This is a genomic window from Tenuifilum thalassicum, from assembly GCF_013265555.1.
Taxonomy (GTDB): Bacteria; Bacteroidota; Bacteroidia; order Bacteroidales; family Tenuifilaceae; genus Tenuifilum; species Tenuifilum thalassicum.
This window is the reverse complement of record NZ_CP041345.1, coordinates 2,862,529-2,881,038: the sequence shown is the minus strand read 5'-3', so window position 1 is coordinate 2,881,038 and position 18,510 is coordinate 2,862,529. Positions and strand designations below refer to the sequence as shown.

Here is an 18,510-nt window from a genome sequence, read left to right as displayed (position 1 = left end):
AATTACCACTTTGAATGGCGAGTTGTTAATAACTTGTTAATAACACGAACGTAAATGTTTATATTCAGCTATGATGAAGTGGTAGCTATATGAAATTGGAAAACTATTTTTGACATCTGAAAAAAATATTTTGTAATGGCAAAAGTAATAGCATTAGCTAACCAAAAGGGAGGTGTTGGTAAAACCACCACCGCTATTAATCTTGCAGCCAGCTTGGCCGTTTTAGAAAAAAAGGTGTTGCTTATTGATGCCGATCCACAGGCAAATGCAACATCAGGAACCGGATTTGATTTAAGAAGCATAAAAACAAGTATCTACGAATGCCTTGTTGATGATATCAACCCTAAAGACGTTATACTTAATTCAGAAATTAAGGGTTTAGATTTAATACCTTCGCACATCGACCTTGTTGGAGCAGAGATTGAAATGCTTAACATGCCCAACAGGGAAAAGATAATGAAAGGCGTTATAGATAAGGTGAAGGATGATTACGATTTTGTTTTTATCGATTGCTCGCCATCCTTGGGCCTAATTACAGTTAACGCTCTTACTGCAGCCGATTCCGTAATTATCCCTGTTCAATGCGAGTACTTTGCACTAGAGGGGCTTGGAAAACTGCTTAACACAATCAAAATAATTCAAACTCGCCTTAACACTGAGTTGCAAATAGAAGGCTTCCTTTTAACCATGTACGATCCAAGGTTACGTCTTTCTAACCAGGTGGTTGAAGAGGTTCGTAAGCACTTCCAACAAATGGTGTTTGAAACAATTATTCAAAGAAATATTAAGCTTAGCGAGGCGCCCAGCTATGGTAAACCTGTAATCCTTTACGATGCCGGTTCTACAGGCTCCTTAAACTATATGAATTTGGCTCGTGAGGTTTTACAGAAAAACAATATGACTACTATTGATAATAACAGCAAGATAGAGGAATAAGAGGAGGAAGGAGTTATCATGTCAAAGAAAATGGCTTTAGGAAAGGGTCTAGGTGCACTAATTGACGATGCTGTAGATCCCACTAGAAAAACTGATTTAACTGAGGAGAAAAAGGTAGTTAGCGAGTTGGTGAATGAGATTGATATTGATAAAATCGATGTTAATCCTTACCAGCCACGTACCCAGTTCGATGAGGAGGCGCTTCAAGAGTTATCCGATTCAATAAGCAAGCTTGGCATTATTCAGCCCCTTACAGTTAGAGCACTCGATGGCCGATTTCAACTTATTTCGGGTGAAAGGCGATTAAGAGCAGCAAAACTTGCAGGTCTTAAAACTGTTCCTGCTTTTGTTAGAACTGCCGATGACCAAGGGATGCTTGAAATGGCCTTGGTTGAGAATATTCAACGCGAGGACCTTAACGCAATAGAGGTAGCTATTAGCTACCAACGTTTGATGGATGAGTGTAATTTAACACAGGAAACCCTTTCGGAACGAGTTGGTAAAAAAAGGGCAACCATTTCAAACTATCTCCGCCTTCTAAAGCTTCCTGCCGAAATACAACTTGGTATAAGTCAGAATCTTATTGGAATGGGTCATGCACGTGCTCTTATTACCATTGAAGATCCTAAAGTTCAAATCGAGATTTATCAGAAAACAATTGAAGAGGGACTTTCGGTTCGTAAGGTTGAGGAGTTAGCCCGATTGGCTAATGAGCCCAAAAAAGATAATAAGCCAAAGCCTAAACAAAACCTTGGGGAGCAAGAAGAGGTGCTAAAAGAGCACCTTACAAACCGTTTAGGTTTACGTGCCGATATTAAAAAAGGTAATAACGGTAATGGTAAAATTGTTATCTCCTATAATAACCAAGACGAACTAGAAGCTATTCTAGAGAAATTTATCAAGATCGAGGAGTAGATTCGTGTTGAAACAGATGTGTGGCCTTATTTGGTTTACTTCCAGCCGACATGTAGCTAAACGCTTGTCGGCTTTTGTGGTTTTTGCTTTACTTCTTTTTAGTAGCAATTCGTTTGCACAACTTAAAACCGAAACAAAAAAAGAACTTCCCGATTTGACCACAAGAATATGGCTTGGGTCGCATCTCTTACCTGGTTATGGACAAATATATAACCGCGATTATTGGAAGGTCCCAGTTTTTTATACCGGAATGGGGCTAATGGCTTATCAGGGTTATCAAATGAATAGTAGCTACAAGAGCTGGCAAAAAACTTATCTTGCCCTATCTTCAGACGATCCTGATCGTGAAAATTACAAAATAAAGGCTAAGGAGTATAAGCAAAAGCGGAACTTATACTACGCCGCAGCAACAGCCTTTTACCTAGCTAGTGTTTCCGATGCTGTGCTGGTTTACAACAAAGGGAAACACTCTCCAGCCGCAGCAACCATTCTTTCGACATTAGTGCCTGGTATGGGACAGGCCTATAATGGAACATATTGGAAAATACCAGTAATTTATGGTGGACTGTCCACTTTCTATTTCATGTTCGATTGGAATAATCGTGGTTATAATCGGTTTAAAACTGCCGTTCTGTATCTTGTAGATGATGACCCAAATACGGTGGATGAGTTTAATGGGGAGAGAACCGAAGAGGAACTCCGGTACTATATGGATAGCTACAGGCGTAATCGCGACCTATCTGCACTTGGATTTGCCGCAGTTTACATTCTCAATATCCTTGATGCCAATGTCGATGCTCATTTGTACGATTGGAATGTAGACGACAATCTCTCATTTCGAGTAGAACCAAAGGTTTTTAATCCTAACCTTTCTTATGCATATAGCCCACCTGCTTTTGGAATTTCTTGTAGGGTTACATTCTAAAAAAATTGAACCTTTCTACAGTTAATTTAATGTTAAGCTTGATGTTGGTTGCATTAGCTATCAACATTAATAATTGAATTAAGGCTAATAAAGAATAAGTTGTCATAAATGTTAATGTTAAGCATGTTTAACCCTGATAAATTAAAATTTTATGCTTAACAGCATTATTCTATTAATTATCACCCAAAAATACCCTTCATCTAAATTTGCAATTGTTAAATTTGCGAATCTAAAATCCTAAAAGTCTGAATATGGCAGAAAAAAGTAACGAAAAGCTTTTTGCTGAATTTCCACCTGTTTCAACACCAGAATGGGAAGCAGTAATTAGCAAGGATTTAAAAGGAGCCGACTACGATAAAAAGTTGGTATGGAAAACGCTGGAAGGTTTCAGTGTTAGGCCATATTATCGCTCCGAGGATCTTGAAAGGCTTGAAACCGTACATGTTAAACCTGGCGATTTTCCTTACGTTCGTGGTAACAACCAAAAAGGTAACCCTTGGCTTATCCGTCAGGATTTTGATGTATGCCTCGATAAACCAACCGAGGCCAATAAAAAGGCGCTCGAAATGATTAACCGAGGCGTTGAATCATTAGGTTTCAGGCTATGCACCGATTGCGAACCTTCATACGACTCTATTAGTCGTCTACTTAAAGATATTGACATTGCAAAAATCGAGGTAAACTTCATTGGTGGTCCTATTACTGCCAGAACGCTTCCTTTTATTGTTCAATACTTTGAGCAGTCGGGTGTAAGTCCATCAAATATTAAAGGTTCAATTGACTATAGTCCACTTACAACCTTATCGCTTAAAGGAAAGTTCTGCTGCGAGAAGGATTCATCATATGAGGGCTTAGTAGATGCTCTGAATGCGGTTAAAATGTATCCAAACTTCAAGGTGGTTGGAGTTAATGGTTATGTATTCCATAACAGTGGCTCTTCCGCTGTTCAGGAACTAGCATTTGCACTTGCAATGGCCAGCGATTATCTGAACGCATTATCCGATAAAGGCTTCAGCATTGATGAGCTAACATCAAGATTTCGCTTTAACTTCTCAGTAGGTTCTAGCTACTTTATGGAAATGGCCAAGTTCCGTGCTGCTAGGTTGTTATGGGCCAAAATGGTAGAGGCATACGGCCCTTCAAATAAAGAGTCGGCTCGAATGAGTATTCATGCTGAGACTAGCAAGTGGAACATGACCGTTTACGACCCATATGTTAATATGCTTCGTACAACTACCGAAAGTATGAGTGCTGTACTAGCAGGAGTTGACTCACTTAATGTTTTACCGTTCGATGCACCTTTTTCTGAACCAACCCCATTTAGCGAGCGTATAGCCCGTAACCAGCAAATCCTACTTCGTGAGGAGTCGCACTTTGGTAAGGTTGCCGACCCAGCAGCAGGCAGCTATTATATTGAGAACCTTACAGCTTCCATAGCAGAGCATGCTTGGAACCTATTTCTTGAGGTTGATGAGCAGGGTGGATATCGAGAGGCCTTTACAAAAGGGTTTATTCAGAATAAAATTGCTGAGGTTGCTGCAAAACGCGATGCAAATATTGCTTCAAGACGTGAAGTACTCATTGGTACTAACCAGTATCCAAACTTTACCGAGGTTGCCGATTTAAATAAGGTTAAACCCGATGTTGTAAAGCGAAGTGTAGCAGAAAAACCTGCCGATGCCATTGCTCAACCGCTCGTTCCTTATCGTGGTGCTCAAGCTTTTGAAGAGTTGCGTTATAGAACCGATAGCAGTGGGCGTAGGCCAAAAGTGTTTATGCTTTCTCTTGGTAACCTGGCAATGCGACGCGCTAGGGCTCAGTTTAGCTGTAACTTCTTTGCTGTTGCTGGCTTTGAGGTGGTTGATAATATTGGCTTCAAAACAGTTGACGAGGGTGTACAGGCTGCTCTTGATGCCAAATCCGATATTGTGGTAATCTGTAGTTCCGATGAGGAATATGCTACTTTAGCGCCTGAAGCGTTTCAAAAGCTCAACGGAGAGGCAATTTTTGTTGTTGCTGGAGAGCCAGAATGTAAACCCGATCTTGAGTCTAAAGGTATCACTAACTTCATAAGCGTTAGGAGTAATCTTCTCGATACGCTAATCAAGTATCAGTCAATGCTTGGCATAAAGTAAAAGCTGTTTACTTAACAAAAAGAAATAAAGAATGAAACCCGATTTCAAAAAAATAGATATCAAGCACATCGATAGTAAAAATGATGTGTTTAATGTAGATGCCGAATGGGTTACTCCCGAGCAGATTCCTGTTAAGCCGGCATTTACTGAGGCCGACCTAGAGAATATGGAGCATTTGAACTATGCTGCAGGTGTTCCTCCATTCCTACGTGGCCCCTATAGCACCATGTATGTAATGAGACCTTGGACTGTACGTCAGTACGCTGGATTCTCAACTGCCGAGGAGTCAAATGCATTTTATCGCAGAAACCTTGCTGCAGGACAAAAAGGTTTGTCGGTTGCTTTTGACCTTGCCACTCACCGTGGATACGATTCCGATCATGAGCGTGTTGTTGGTGATGTTGGTAAGGCCGGTGTTGCTATTGACTCCGTTGAGGATATGAAGATTCTTTTTGATGGTATTCCCCTCAACAAGATGTCGGTTTCAATGACCATGAATGGTGCTGTGCTACCTGTAATGGCCTTCTATATTGTTGCTGCTCTAGAGCAAGGCGCAAAGCTAGAGGAGCTAAGTGGTACCATACAGAACGATATCCTTAAGGAGTTCATGGTGCGAAACACCTACATCTATCCACCTGAATTCTCCATGCGTATCATTGCCGATATTTTTGAGTACACCTCGAAGAATATGCCCAAGTTCAACAGTATCTCAATTTCGGGTTACCACATGCAAGAGGCAGGTGCCACAGCCGACATTGAGCTAGCTTACACCTTAGCCGATGGACTTGAGTACTTACGCACTGGTGTTAAGGCAGGTATTGATATCGATGCGTTTGCCCCTCGCCTTTCGTTCTTCTGGGCAATAGGCATGAACCATTTCATGGAGATTGCCAAGATGCGTGCTGCTCGCTTGCTTTGGGCTAAGATTGTAAAACAGTTCAATCCTAAGAATCCAAAGTCCATGGCTCTTCGTACTCATAGCCAAACCTCGGGATGGAGTTTAACTGAGCAGGATCCTTTCAACAATGTGACTCGTACCTGTATTGAGGCTATGGGAGCAGCGTTAGGGCATACCCAAAGCTTGCATACAAATGCCCTTGACGAGGCCATTGCCCTTCCAACTGATTTTTCTGCCCGTATTGCTCGTAATACACAGCTTTACATTCAGGAGGAAACCAATGTTTGTCGTGCTGTTGACCCATGGGCTGGATCATACTATGTTGAGTATCTCACCCATGAAATAGCACACAAGGCTTGGAGGTTAATCCAGGAAGTTGAGGAACTTGGTGGAATGGCTAAAGCCATTGAGACTGGACTTCCAAAAATGAAGATCGAGGAGGCTGCTGCTCGTAAGCAAGCACGTATCGACTCGGGCAAGGATGTCATTGTTGGTCTTAACAAGTATCGCCTGGAAAAAGAAGATCCCATTGAGATATTAGACGTTGACAATACCGCAGTTCGTGAGGCTCAGATTCGTCGCTTACAAAAAATACGCGCTGAGCGAAACGAGGCCGAAGTACAAGCTGCTCTCGATGCCATTACACGCTGCGTTGAAACTGGCGAGGGCAACCTACTTGAACTTTCGGTTGAAGCTGCCAAAAAACGCGCAACTTTAGGTGAAATTTCATATGCTTGTGAAAAGGTGGTTGGACGATACAAGGCAGTTATCCGATCAATCTCAGGCGTTTACTCATCAGAATCTATGGACGACCCCAATTATCAGAAAGCTCGTGAACTCTGCCAAAAATTTGCAGAACTCGAAGGCCGTCAGCCCCGTATTATGATTGCTAAAATGGGACAAGATGGCCACGACCGTGGTGCTAAAGTGGTATCAACAGGATATGCCGACATAGGCTTTGATGTTGACATAGGACCTCTATTCCAAACCCCTGCCGAGGCAGCAAAGCAGGCCGTTGAAAACGACGTTCATGTCCTTGGAGTATCGAGCCTTGCTGCTGGCCATAAAACCTTGGTTCCCCAGGTAATGGAAGAACTTAAAAAACTAGGTCGCGAGGATATCATGGTTATTGTTGGCGGCGTAATCCCACCACAAGATTACCAGTTCCTTTACGACCAAGGTGTTGTTGGTATTTTTGGTCCTGGAACATCAGTATCGGCCGCTGCTGTTAAGATTCTTGAGATTCTACTCGATAAGTTCGAAGATTAATATTTTTGACTATAGACGTTTAACGATGAGGTTGTCTGAAAAGCAGCCTCATCGTTTTTTTATTCTGCTCAGAAATCTTTTTGGGTTTTGATATATTATTTCAAATAATTTTGTTCCTTAATTATCTTCCTTATTCTTTCGGATTTTTCCAACTTATTCCGATAAGCACCTTTAACAAACATACTTGCTTTAACAAGAAATCCTCTCCTTCTCTCGGTATAAAAATATGGTTCTTTGGGCTTTTGCCTAATGTCACATGCAACACTTCATTATCACATTTTTGAAATGGTTCAACCTACTATTGCCAATTGTTTTGAGAGTACTTTCTGCTACAGTAGTCCGCCTTTATGGTATTTAATAACAAACCTTACTCTAATTTAATGGGTAGATATTTTGGAAAAGTCACTACATGTTAAATCGACCAATGCTATATGCTTTTTCGCCTAATCTCTATAAATTTTGTTTTTAATTTTTGTGGTTTAAGTTCAATACCATACTCCTTTCTAAGGCATTCAACTGTAGCTTCGAAGTCATTTGAAGGTAAAATAAAATCAAATTTACTATCAAGTTGCAGTTTTAGTTCAATTATGGCATTATATTCATTTTCAAGAAAGTTTTTCAGGTTCTTCAGAGTTGCTCCTGTCAGCCTCCATTTTAAATTGTCCTTTGAGCTACCCGAATAGTCAAATTTAGTTAGATTCTTATTTAATATGATATCATTATAGACTTGAAGTACATAAACAAAAGTGTCTTTCTCAATATTTTTCATTTCAAACTCTAGATTGTTTGGCAACAGATATTTAAAAATCTCCATGCAATTTGCTTCTGTGGTTACTTCCCTATTAGCCTTTAATGTAATATCATATGTATTATTTAGCAGCAGAGTATCCTTAAATAATAGTCGTGATTTGCTATATCCATAGAAAGCGGATATGATAGTTGGAAGGTCTAAATTAAAAACATTTATGTCAAAAGGTGAGTAGTGAAAATACGATGCTTCATTCATGCCTAATTCATTCTTTTTTAGCGTAAAATCATAAGCTGAATTTTTATGAGGAAATTCAGAATCATTAATACTTAAACTATTTTGAGTCTCTGAATTACCTATCGCTTTTTTTAATATTTTCTCAGATAGTTTAAATGGGCTCCCTTGCCATTGAATAATTCCATTCTTATCAATGAGAAAAGTTTCTGGATAGCCTGTAACACCAAATTTTTTAATAGTAGCCTCGGTTGGATCTGAACCTACTGGGTAATACATTACCATCTTTTTTAAAAACCTATTTATGAGTTCTTCCTTTTCAAATGAAATCGATATGAAAACTATTTCTGGAAATCGTTTCGCTAACTCATTAAGTTTCGGAATTGAAGCTACACAAGGTGCGCATTTTGTTGCCCAAAAATCAAGAACAACCACTTTACCTGATAAATCACTAGGGACTTCCCGAACTTGCCAATTGGCAACTTTTATTTTTGGGTAAATCCATTTTTCTATCTTTATCTCTGGTGCTTTTTTACCTATCAAATTGCTTTGAGAAAAACCAGAAATTGAAGAAAATAAAATGAGTAAAACGAAAAGCTTGTTAGTCATAATGATTTAATAATTTGTTAATAAATGTGTTTTTTCAAATCTTTTAAATGTTTGCTGTTGGGTTGTTTAGTCTAAGGTAAAAAAAATATCACAAAATGCAATATACTGCTGACCATTTTAAAAATTTATTTGTTTTCTAGCACAGGTAGTAAACTGTATTTTAATAATAGGTGATGAAAAAACTTTAAATTGTCCCAATATTATTCATGTTTTTTCATGATGTTTTTCTTAGCGTTATTTGTAATTGTATTAGTAACCAAGTCAGTTGGAGTTTCTGAAGAAAGGTCTTCTAATTATAGAGTACTAATGTTTTGTTTCGATATGTAAAACAAATTGTTTCTTTAAGGTTTTTGACCGATGTAGCATTGCGACGTCTCATCTACGCTTTATGATTTCTCTTCATCGTCAATCGTAATGGAAATTTTTTTTCGCTTTCGCTATTTTGCTCTGCTGGGCTAAATGTTACTCAATAAGATTGATAGTAAACCTTTTAATCTACACTCCAAAAACTATAACTAAACTCCGGTGAAGATGGATAAAGGTGAAAATCGTTAAACGAAAAAAAATGTTACTGTGCGACATTTGCATTCTATTCAAGTTATAGTTGGATTGGCTTTTCAGAATCTCTCAGTGTAAAACATAAAGCCACGCAGGGGAAAAGTTAACATGGTCCCTAAAATTTTCAGAATCATTCCGATTGTTTCTAATTCATTCAGACCCCATTTTTTAAATTCTTCTAACTTCTTCTAACTTCCTCAAATTCTTCAATTCGAGTTTCCTCCAAAAATCTGGTATGACAAAGCCATATCAGAGATTCCCGTTCACTCTATAAAAATCTCTTTTCTTTCTTTTGAGTTTTATTTACATTTACAACAAAAGAAATGCGATGACTGACATTTTCCCTATCTATCACATTGGTCTAATACAGGCATGGTTTGCGGCCTTGCTTGTTTATCGAAAGCCAAATAAGGGAGCAGCAGATAATCTTTTAATAGTTTGGCTTTTTGTTATAGGCTTTGAGATGCTTTATTCGCTAATAAATGCCGTTTACCTGAAATGGTTGCCCGATCTTATTATTATTCCTTTTAGCTATGGGCCGTTCCTTTACTTTTACACCAAGTTATTAATTTCGAAAAAGCCTACTAAACTTAGTAATATTCACATTCACCTGTCGCCGCTTTACCTATTTCTGATTATATCAATATTGTGGGGCAGTCCAATCGATATCAATTCAATCAACTTTTACCATAAAGGTTCTATCACGTGGCTTGCCCTGTTTAATTTTACATCATTTCTAGTGGTTATGCTTTACTACTGGTGGATTTCACTTAAACTAATCAGCAGGCACAACCACTCGCTCGGCGACCATTTTTCGTACCGATCCGAAAGTATCATGCTGAGCTGGATCAAAAATTCGGCGTTGTGGATACTTACAGGTTTTTTTGCTTCAGGCATCACGTTTCTAGTATTCTCAACTCAAAATATTTTCCCATTTAACCCCATTGAACTTTTCCATTTAGGTTTATTAGTGTTTACATTCTCAATAAGTTACTATGGTATTCACCAGCCGGTGTTATACCAATATCAGAAACCACAGAAATTAGATGTTCCCTCAAAAGAGAATACCTTAAAATCTGATAAGTTTGGAGATATGCTTTACGAGTTCATGGTAAAGAATAAACCGTACCTTAATAATGAGCTAACCATTCAGGACCTAGCCGATCAGGTTGGAGTTACCACACAGGAAATATCTAGCTACTTGAATAAAGATTTAGGAGTTAACTTTTTCAACTATATCAATGCATTTAGAATTAACGAAGCTAAACGCCGATTGGTTGACCCAAAGTACGATAATGAGACCCTTTTAGGAATTGCATTCGATTCTGGGTTTAATTCTAAAACATCTTTTAACACTCTTTTTAAAAAGGAAACTGGCATGACACCATCGGAATATAAAAAGGCTTTTAGAAGTTCAAATAAGAAAAGTACCTAATTAATTTACTAGTCTCTATATGATATAAATAACACATAGTCAGAAGGATGTGAGAGTTCGAACATCTAAAATTGTTCGAACTTTTTATTTGAACGACATTGAAAACTTAGTTTCATAAATAGCTATTCAAAACCTAAACTTTAAACCTAAAATTGCAATAGCTATGAGAAACGTTTTATTAATTGCTTTCGCAAGCATTTTGATGCTTCCTGTTTTTGCTCAGGAAAACACAGAGAAAAAAGTTAATGAGGATGTTAAAACTGGTTGGACCGTTGGTGTGCTCCCTGCACTGGGCTATGACTCAAACCTGGGTTTACTCTACGGTGCAATAGTAAACTCTTTCGATTTTGGCGATGGTTCGCGTTATCCCGACTTTAATCACAACCTTTACTTGCAGCTATCGGCCTATACTAAGGGGAGTATGGATGCAATTGCCTACTTCGATTCCTATACGCTTATTCCAAATAAGCATTTTATCGGTCGATTAAGCTTTAATAGGAATCGTACCTATCCTTTCTATGGTTTTAATGGTACTCAAACAGTTTATAATGCCGATTTCGAAGATATCGATGCAAACGGTTTTATTTCGCAGGTATTCTATAAATATGACAGAAAACTTGCCAAAGCCGATTTCCTATTGGAAGATAGGATTGCTGATAGCAAGTTCAAATGGATTGCCGGTTTAGACCTTGGATGGTATGATGTTAGTACAGTTGATGTAGCTCACCTAAACAAAGGTCGCGATAATGATGAGCTTATTCCTGACACTCTTATTCTTTACGATCAGCTTGTAAATTGGGGCATCATCTCTGATGATGAAAAAGATGGAGGTTTTGACAATAGTTTCAAGTTCGGATTGGTTTACGATACTCGCGACCGACTCACAAACCCAATGAAAGGAACTTGGACTGAACTACTTTTCAGAGCCTCACCTAAATTTATAGGGAATAATGATAACTTTGGTAGAGTTTCGTTAATTCACCGTCAGTATTTCACTTTGGTTAAAGAGAAGTTATCCTTTGCATACCGTTTATGGTACGAGGGGACTTTTGGTAATGTGCCTTTTTATTCTCGTCAGCACTTAACCACAAGTAACTATCTCGAAGGATTTGGCGGTGCACAAAGCGTAAGAGGTGTACTAATGAATCGCGTGGTTGGTCAACATTCTGCAATTGGTAACTTTGAACTACGCTGGAAATTCTACCGTTTCAATGCAATTGGTCAGAACTTCTACCTAGGTATGAATCTTTTCGCTGATGCTGGAAAAATTCTTAAAGGGTATGATATCGATCTAGCTAATGTTCCTCAGGCTCAAAGAGACCAGTTTTTCTCCGATGAGTATAAGGGACTTTACACCGCGTTTGGTGCTGGATTCAAGGTGGTTATGAACGAGAACTTTGTTGTTTCGGCCGATTATGGTATGGCCATGGATAAAAACTATGGTACCTCTGGGCTTTATGTTTTGGTTGGATACCTTTTCTAAAATAGAACTAATATGCTAAGAAAGATATCGATTGTGCTTTTCTGTGCCTTAACCCTAAATGGGTTGGCACAGAATTGGCAAAATCCCGAAATAATTGGTGTAAATAAACTTCCTGCTCATACCTTGCTCATTCCCAACGCCCAGCCCCCTGCTGTAAACTCCTTTTATCTGAATTCCGATTTTGTTAAAATGCTGAATGGGAGTTGGAAGTTTAAGCTGTTAACAAATCCTTTAGATACACCAAAAGAGTTCTCAAATCTCGACTATTCAGACTCGGATTGGGATACAATCCCCGTTCCTTCCAACTGGCAAACAAAAGGGTTTGGAAAACCTATCTATACAAATCAGCTGCACCCTTTCCCAGTTAATCCTCCTAAAGTTTCAAACGAAGGGAATGAAACCGGATTATATCGGCATAAATTCCAAATCCCTGAAGGCTGGTCGGGGAGCAAGGTGGTTCTTCGCTTTGAAGGTGTTCAGTCGGCTATGGATGTATGGATTAATGGTAGTTACGTTGGCTATAGCCAGGGAAGTATGACACCTGCAGAGTTTGACATCACACCTTTTGTTACTAAAGGCGATAATCTGATTGCTGTAAGAGTAATTCGTTGGTCGGATGGAAGCTATATCGAAGATCAAGATTTCTGGCGGTTAAGCGGAATTTTTAGGGATGTGTTTATTTACGCCCAGCCTAAAAATGCTATATGGGATGTTAATGTCAATACAACCTTCAATCAGTCCTACACAGAGTCAACCTTAACGGTTGAAGGTATTCTGACTAATATCGAAAGCAGCGCTACTAGCATTGAGGTTACCTTGAACGATCCTGAAGGGAAGGTTGTTTTCAAGAAAAAGATTAGCTCAAAAGTAAATGGTACTAAATCAACTTTTTCCTTTTCCCAGAAAGTGGGAAATCCAAAGTTGTGGAGTGCCGAAACACCATACTTGTACACACTTATTTATAAAATTGATAGCCTTTTCTATAAGCAAAAAATAGGTTTCAGAGATGTAAGAATCGAAAACGGTCAGCTGCTTGTTAATGGCAGGTCGGTAACCATTAAAGGTGTAAACCGGCACGAATTCGACCCCTATAATGGCCGTACGGTTTCGTATGAGCTAATGGAAAAGGATGTGGTCCTAATGAAGCAAAACAATTTTAATGCAGTCCGTACTGCTCATTATCCAGACCATCCCTACTTTTATGAGCTTTGCGACCGCTATGGTTTGTACGTAATGGACGAAGCTAATGTGGAATCGCATTACTTATGGCAGTATCTGAATCAATCGCCAGTGCTTTATCCTGAATGGAAGAAGGCTATAGTAGACCGCGGTGTTAGTATGGTACTACGCGATAGGAACCACCCTTCGGTAATAATTTGGTCGTTGGGGAACGAATCGGGCGATGGTCCTAACTTACAAGCAATGGCCGATACTATTCGCAAAATTGATGCTGCAAACCGACCAATCCATTACGAAAGTAAGGCAATAGAAAGACCATTAAGTTTCGATGGCGTTGGCTTTTTTGAGAAGATAAGAAGAATGTTTTCGGCTTTAAAATGGATGAAATCGCTTTCGGAATACGATTTTAACGCTGCCATGTATCCAACGTTGGATAGACTTATTGAGATGGAAAAACTCGACGAGAAACAACGTCCTATCCTAATTTGTGAGTATTCGCATGCCATGGGAAATAGCAATGGATTTTTCAAGGAGTACTGGGATATGTTTGAGAGCCATCAACGTATGATTGGAGGATATATTTGGGATTGGACCGACCAAGGATTGGTTAAATACACAGCCGAGGGCAAACCTTATTATGCGTATGGCGGTGATTTTGGCGACGAACCAAACGATAAAGACTTTTGTCAGAATGGGATTACATTTCCTGATAGAACCCTTAAGCCAGCAATGGCCGAGATTAAGAAGGTTCAGCAATACGTTAAGTTTGATGGCTTTGACCCTGAGCAACGCACATTGTCAATCCGGAACGCATACACTTTCTTGAATTTAGATGAGTTCAATCTTTTATGGAGCATTACTGAAGATGGAACTGTAGTTCAGAAAGGTGAAATGCATTTACCCAGTATTGAACCTGGTAGTAAAAAGGATATAGTTTTAGCTTTTGCTAAGCCACAAATCAATGCTGGTAAAAAATATCATCTTAATCTTTCTGTTGTGCTTGCTAACAATACTTTGTGGGCCGATAAAGGATTTGAGGTGGCCAAATACCAGTATGAGTTGCCCTGGTTTATTGAGGCTAAGGTTGAAAACTTAAAGCTGACAAATCTTCAAGTCGAAGAGAATGACTCAAGCTGGATAGTTAAAGGTGAGAACTTTTCTGTGGAGTTTAGTAAGGAAACTGGAACTATCGAAAAATGGGAGGCAAATGGTCAGGTTATTGCTAAAAATGGACCAAAGGTAAACCTATGGCGAGCACCAACAAGCAACGATAAAGGAACAGGTTTTAATCCCGATCCACGATTTTCATTCCACGCTTTACTTTGGGAAAAGTATGGGCTTAACAGCTTAACTTTGAAAAAGGTAAAGGTTTTTGTAAGTAAAACTGACAGTGGAGTAGAGTTTATTACTACACAAAAACTTCAAGGCGCAAAGTCGAAATTTGTTGCAACAATTAAACATCTTGTTAAGCCTAATGGGGAGATTGCAATCAACATAAACTTAAGCTGTAATAAAACACTAAACCTTCCACGAGTTGGTTTTGTTGTGGAACTTCCCAAGGAGTTCTCTCAAGTTGAATGGCTAGGCAGAGGCCCACAGGAGAACTACCGCGACCGTTGCTATGCTGCGCATTGGGGATTGTACAGAAGAAGTGTTGAGGAAATGGTTACCCCATATATTAAACCTCAAGAGAACGGAAACCGCTACGATGTTGACTTGGTTAGAGTTGTTTCAAATTCGGCTAAGGGAGTTGAGGTTACCGGGGACTCATTCTGTTTTAGCATTCATCCATATTCGCTCCAAACGCTAACAAAAGCAACTCACACACCCGATTTGGTCGAAAGTAATGTAAACTACTTATATATAGACCTTGCTCAGAATTCACTTGGTAGCGAAAGTTTCTTTTACAACTACCTTCAAAAGTATGTGCTAAAAGATAAGAAGTTTGATTTCAGCTTCACAATCAAACCTTATGTTAAAAAGTAGCTAAGACAAAAAGCATAACTGAGATGAAAAAGTTTTCAATATATCTAACACTTCAGCTAATTGCATTAGTAGTTTTTGGGCAAAGCTATAAGCTCCAATCTCCCAATGGGAAAGTTTATGCAAGTATTGAGGTGAAGGATGGATTATCCTATGCTGTGTTCAACGATGGTAATCCCATCGTTGAACACTCGACTATTGCTATGAAAGCAAACCTGTTTGATGAAAAAGCCTTTAGCGATAAGCATCGAGCAGCTTACGATAGCTCTAATGTGATGGTAACCCCAACCTGGGGGACATATGCTCAATTGCAAGACCACTACAATCAGCTCACGTTAAGCTATGAAAATGGCTTATCGGTTCAATTCCGATGCTACAATGATGGTTTTGCTTGGCGATTACTCACTACCTTCGATAATGAGATTATAGTATTCGATGAGCCAAATCGGTTTAATCTACCAGCTAATTGCACGGTATACTTCCCTGAAGTTAGTGGTTTCCTTACCCCATTTGAAGTTAACTACCTGCCTAAACCTTTAGAAAGTATTGATAAGGACAAGTTTGCCCTTACGCCATTTATGTTTAAAACCCCAAATGGGGAACTTGTCGTAATCTCGGAATCAAACCTCTTTGAGTATCCTGGAATGTTCATGCAAAAGGAAGGCGATGATGTTTTTAAGACTGTTTTCCCAAAATATCCTAAAAAGGAGAAACAACAACTTCCAGGTAGGTTGCATCTTGTTAAATGGCCACAAATATCAAGAATGGTTGTCAAGAAGGCTGAGGACTACATTGCAAAGTCCGATGGTAAACGTAGCTTCCCTTGGCGCGTGATAATGATTGCCAATAACGATGCCGAGATACTACAAAACAACCTTGTTTATCTCCTTGCCGATGACCCTAAAATGGATTTTAGCTGGGTTAAACCTGGTAAAGTAGTTTGGGACTGGTACCACAATTGGAACCTTCAGGGAGTTGATTTTGAAGCAGGAATCAATACCCAAACTTACAAGTACATGATTGATTTTGCCGCTAAAAATGGTATTGAGTATATCAATATTGATGATGGTTGGACAAAGCTATGGAGTTTCGAACGGGTTAACCCTAACCTCGATCTTGCAGAGGTGATAGATTATGCCAAAAGCAAGGGGGTAGGCGTGTTTATTTGGGCAATGTGGAATACCATCGATAAAAATTTTACAGCAAATCTCGATATGTTCAGTAAAATGGGCGTTTCTGGGTTAAAGGTCGATTTTTTTGACCGCACCGACCAGAGAATTGTAGATTTCGTGAACCGGTTGGCTCAAGAGTGTGCAAAGCGAAAACTGTTGCTTAACCTACATGGTATGTATAAGCCAACAGGCATAAATAGAACCTATCCCAACATTGTTAATATCGAAGGTGTGCTTGGTCTTGAGTACAACAAGTTTTCCGATAAATGTACACCAACTCACAATTTAACCATACCTTTTGTTAGAAACGTGGTTGGACCAATGGATTATACACCTGGCTCAATGCGACATGTATCTCCAGATAAATTTGAAAAGTCTTGGGATAACCCGCATTCCATGACTACCCGTGCACAACAAATGGCTATGTATGTGGTTTACCATGGAGGTGTTCAAATGCTTGCCGATTCGCCAACTCTTTACGAAAATGATAGCATTGCTCTTGGCTTTTTATCAAAGGTCCCAGTTAATTGGGATATGACGTTACCAATTGAAGGCGAAGTTGGGAAACATATTGCCATAGCCAGAAAAAAAGGCAACAAGTGGTATATTGGTTGCATGACAGCCGATGAAGGGCATGAGTTTAATATCAACCTAAACTTTTTAGACGATAAGGATTACAAAATGACAGTTATTTCAGAAGGTAATTCCGATGATGAATTAGTGAAAACATCTGTGAAAACTAAAAAGAACGAAAAACATACATTTAAAGTTAATCAGCGTAGTGGATTGGTAATAATCTTAGAATAATGATGGTTGAAAAAATTGTTGATGCTTTTAAGGATCGTTTTGGTGCAGAACCAGTAATATTTAGGGCTCCAGGGAGAGTAAACCTGATTGGCGAACATACCGATTATAATGATGGATTTGTAATGCCAGCAGCAATTGACAGGTATGTGTATTTTGCCATTAAGCCAAATGGGCAAAACGTTTATCGTTTTCATGCTTTTGATTTAAATAAAAGCTTTACTACGACAACTGATTTAATTTCGCCTTCAAAATCGCGATGGGCAAACTACCTTTTAGGGGTAATTTCTCAGATGGTTGGTTATGGGAAGGACATTCCGGGATTCGATTGCGTATTTGGAGGTAATGTGCCTATTGGTGCAGGGTTATCGTCATCGGCTGCAATTGAAAGTGGTTTGGCATTTGCCCTTAACCATATTTTTAGTTTAGGCTTTACTCCAATGCAGCTTGCCCTTATTGGGCAAAAGGCAGAGCACGAGTATGCTGGTGTTAAATGTGGCATAATGGACCAGTTTGCTTCCTTGCATGGTAAAAAGAACCATGTGCTTAAGTTAGACTGCCGAAGCCTAGAGTTTGAGCCCTTTGAACTTAGAACAGATAATTTTTCCATCATCCTTGTTAATACAGGAGTTAAGCACTCTTTGGCATCATCGAAGTATAATATTCGAAGAAATGAGTGTCAGGTTGGAGTGGATATCCTTAAAAAGTACAACGCTAATATTTCATCCTTACGTGATGTAAGTCTTGATGTGCTAAATGAGCATAAAAGTGAGTTCGATAAAAAAGTTTGGGATAGGTGCTCCTATGTGGTGGAGGAGAACTTAAGAGTTAAACAAGCTGGTGAAGCTTTACAAAATAAAGACTTTCAACTTTTTGGAAGGCTTTTGTATCAGTCACACTATGGATTGAAGGAGAAGTATGAGGTTAGCTGTCCCGAACTCGATAAACTAGTTGATATTACCGAACCTCTCGATTATGTTTTAGGTTCAAGAATGATGGGTGGTGGTTTTGGTGGCTGCACAATAAATCTGGTGAGAAATACTCATATAGATCAATTCATAGAACAAGTTAAGTTGCATTACAAAACACCACAAGGTAATACTCCCGATATTATTACCTGTGTAATAGCTAATGGTGCCGAGTTGTTTTCATAGTGGTTAGGTTTTCACTTACTTGGTATGGAGGCTGTCTTGAAAATAGGCAGCCTTCTTTTTATAAAAAAAGGGG

General features: G+C 39.1%; 11 protein-coding genes. 10 read left to right on the top strand and 1 reads right to left on the bottom strand.

All coding sequences use genetic code 11. The annotated features are described in order from the left end of the window. Window positions 1-135 precede the first annotated feature (135 nt). The 5 genes from FHG85_RS11945 (at window position 136) to scpA (ending at window position 7,078) form a co-directional block, all read left to right on the top strand. A complete protein-coding gene (locus FHG85_RS11945; RefSeq protein WP_173076197.1) occupies window positions 136-936 on the top strand; it encodes a ParA family protein in 801 nt (266 codons plus the stop codon). A gap of 18 nt (window positions 937-954) precedes the next feature. Then, window positions 955-1,851, top strand: a complete 897-nt coding sequence (locus tag FHG85_RS11940; RefSeq protein ID WP_173076195.1) for a ParB/RepB/Spo0J family partition protein — start codon at window positions 955-957, stop codon at window positions 1,849-1,851. 16 nt (window positions 1,852-1,867) lie between these two features. Further along, window positions 1,868-2,776: a DUF5683 domain-containing protein gene (locus tag FHG85_RS11935; RefSeq protein ID WP_173076193.1), complete on the top strand. Its 909-nt coding sequence runs from the start codon at window positions 1,868-1,870 to the stop codon at window positions 2,774-2,776. Between the two features lie 251 nt (window positions 2,777-3,027). Beyond that, a complete protein-coding gene (locus FHG85_RS11930) occupies window positions 3,028-4,911 on the top strand; it encodes a methylmalonyl-CoA mutase family protein (RefSeq protein WP_173076191.1) in 1,884 nt (627 codons plus the stop codon). A 31-nt stretch (window positions 4,912-4,942) separates the two neighbouring features. Further along, window positions 4,943-7,078, top strand: a complete 2,136-nt coding sequence (gene scpA, locus FHG85_RS11925; protein WP_173076189.1) for a methylmalonyl-CoA mutase — start codon at window positions 4,943-4,945, stop codon at window positions 7,076-7,078. A 427-nt stretch (window positions 7,079-7,505) separates the two neighbouring features. On the opposite strand, the gene FHG85_RS11920 is transcribed toward scpA, so the two are convergent. Then, window positions 7,506-8,669, bottom strand: coding sequence for a TlpA family protein disulfide reductase (locus tag FHG85_RS11920; RefSeq protein ID WP_173076187.1), 1,164 nt, complete (start codon window positions 8,667-8,669; stop codon window positions 7,506-7,508). Between the two features lie 886 nt (window positions 8,670-9,555). Here FHG85_RS11920 and FHG85_RS11915 point away from each other — a divergent pair. The 5 genes from FHG85_RS11915 (at window position 9,556) to galK (ending at window position 18,437) form a co-directional block, all read left to right on the top strand. Then, window positions 9,556-10,662, top strand: coding sequence for a helix-turn-helix domain-containing protein (locus tag FHG85_RS11915; protein ID WP_173076185.1), 1,107 nt, complete (start codon window positions 9,556-9,558; stop codon window positions 10,660-10,662). 163 nt (window positions 10,663-10,825) lie between these two features. Next, window positions 10,826-12,145 carry an Omp85 family outer membrane protein gene (omp85, locus tag FHG85_RS11910; protein ID WP_173076183.1) on the top strand — a complete coding sequence of 440 codons (1,320 nt, stop codon included), beginning with the start codon at window positions 10,826-10,828 and terminating at the stop codon, window positions 12,143-12,145. A gap of 12 nt (window positions 12,146-12,157) precedes the next feature. Continuing rightward, complete coding sequence (locus FHG85_RS11905; protein WP_173076180.1) at window positions 12,158-15,310, top strand: glycoside hydrolase family 2 TIM barrel-domain containing protein; 3,153 nt, start codon at window positions 12,158-12,160, stop codon at window positions 15,308-15,310. Between the two features lie 23 nt (window positions 15,311-15,333). Further along, the gene (locus FHG85_RS11900) at window positions 15,334-17,286 is read left to right on the top strand and encodes a glycoside hydrolase family 97 protein (protein WP_173076178.1); all 1,953 of its coding nucleotides are present in this window, start codon (window positions 15,334-15,336) and stop codon (window positions 17,284-17,286) included. Continuing rightward, window positions 17,286-18,437, top strand: coding sequence for a galactokinase (galK, locus tag FHG85_RS11895; protein WP_173076176.1), 1,152 nt, complete (start codon window positions 17,286-17,288; stop codon window positions 18,435-18,437). The genes FHG85_RS11900 and galK overlap by 1 nt, the downstream gene beginning before the upstream one ends. Window positions 18,438-18,510 lie beyond the last annotated feature (73 nt).

Bases quoted from the DNA above. Each gene is read 5' to 3' on its own strand.
- FHG85_RS11920 (WP_173076187.1), bottom strand. From the start codon at position 8,669: ATGACTAACAAGCTTTTCGTTTTACTCATTTTATTTTCTTCAATTTCT.
- FHG85_RS11905 (WP_173076180.1), top strand. From the start codon at position 12,158: ATGCTAAGAAAGATATCGATTGTGCTTTTCTGTGCCTTAACCCTAAAT.
- FHG85_RS11935 (WP_173076193.1), top strand. From the start codon at position 1,868: ATGTGTGGCCTTATTTGGTTTACTTCCAGCCGACATGTAGCTAAACGC.
- FHG85_RS11915 (WP_173076185.1), top strand. From the start codon at position 9,556: ATGACTGACATTTTCCCTATCTATCACATTGGTCTAATACAGGCATGG.
- FHG85_RS11930 (WP_173076191.1), top strand. From the start codon at position 3,028: ATGGCAGAAAAAAGTAACGAAAAGCTTTTTGCTGAATTTCCACCTGTT.
- omp85 (WP_173076183.1), top strand. From the start codon at position 10,826: ATGAGAAACGTTTTATTAATTGCTTTCGCAAGCATTTTGATGCTTCCT.
- FHG85_RS11940 (WP_173076195.1), top strand. From the start codon at position 955: ATGTCAAAGAAAATGGCTTTAGGAAAGGGTCTAGGTGCACTAATTGAC.
- FHG85_RS11900 (WP_173076178.1), top strand. From the start codon at position 15,334: ATGAAAAAGTTTTCAATATATCTAACACTTCAGCTAATTGCATTAGTA.
- galK (WP_173076176.1), top strand. From the start codon at position 17,286: ATGATGGTTGAAAAAATTGTTGATGCTTTTAAGGATCGTTTTGGTGCA.
- FHG85_RS11945 (WP_173076197.1), top strand. From the start codon at position 136: ATGGCAAAAGTAATAGCATTAGCTAACCAAAAGGGAGGTGTTGGTAAA.
- scpA (WP_173076189.1), top strand. From the start codon at position 4,943: ATGAAACCCGATTTCAAAAAAATAGATATCAAGCACATCGATAGTAAA.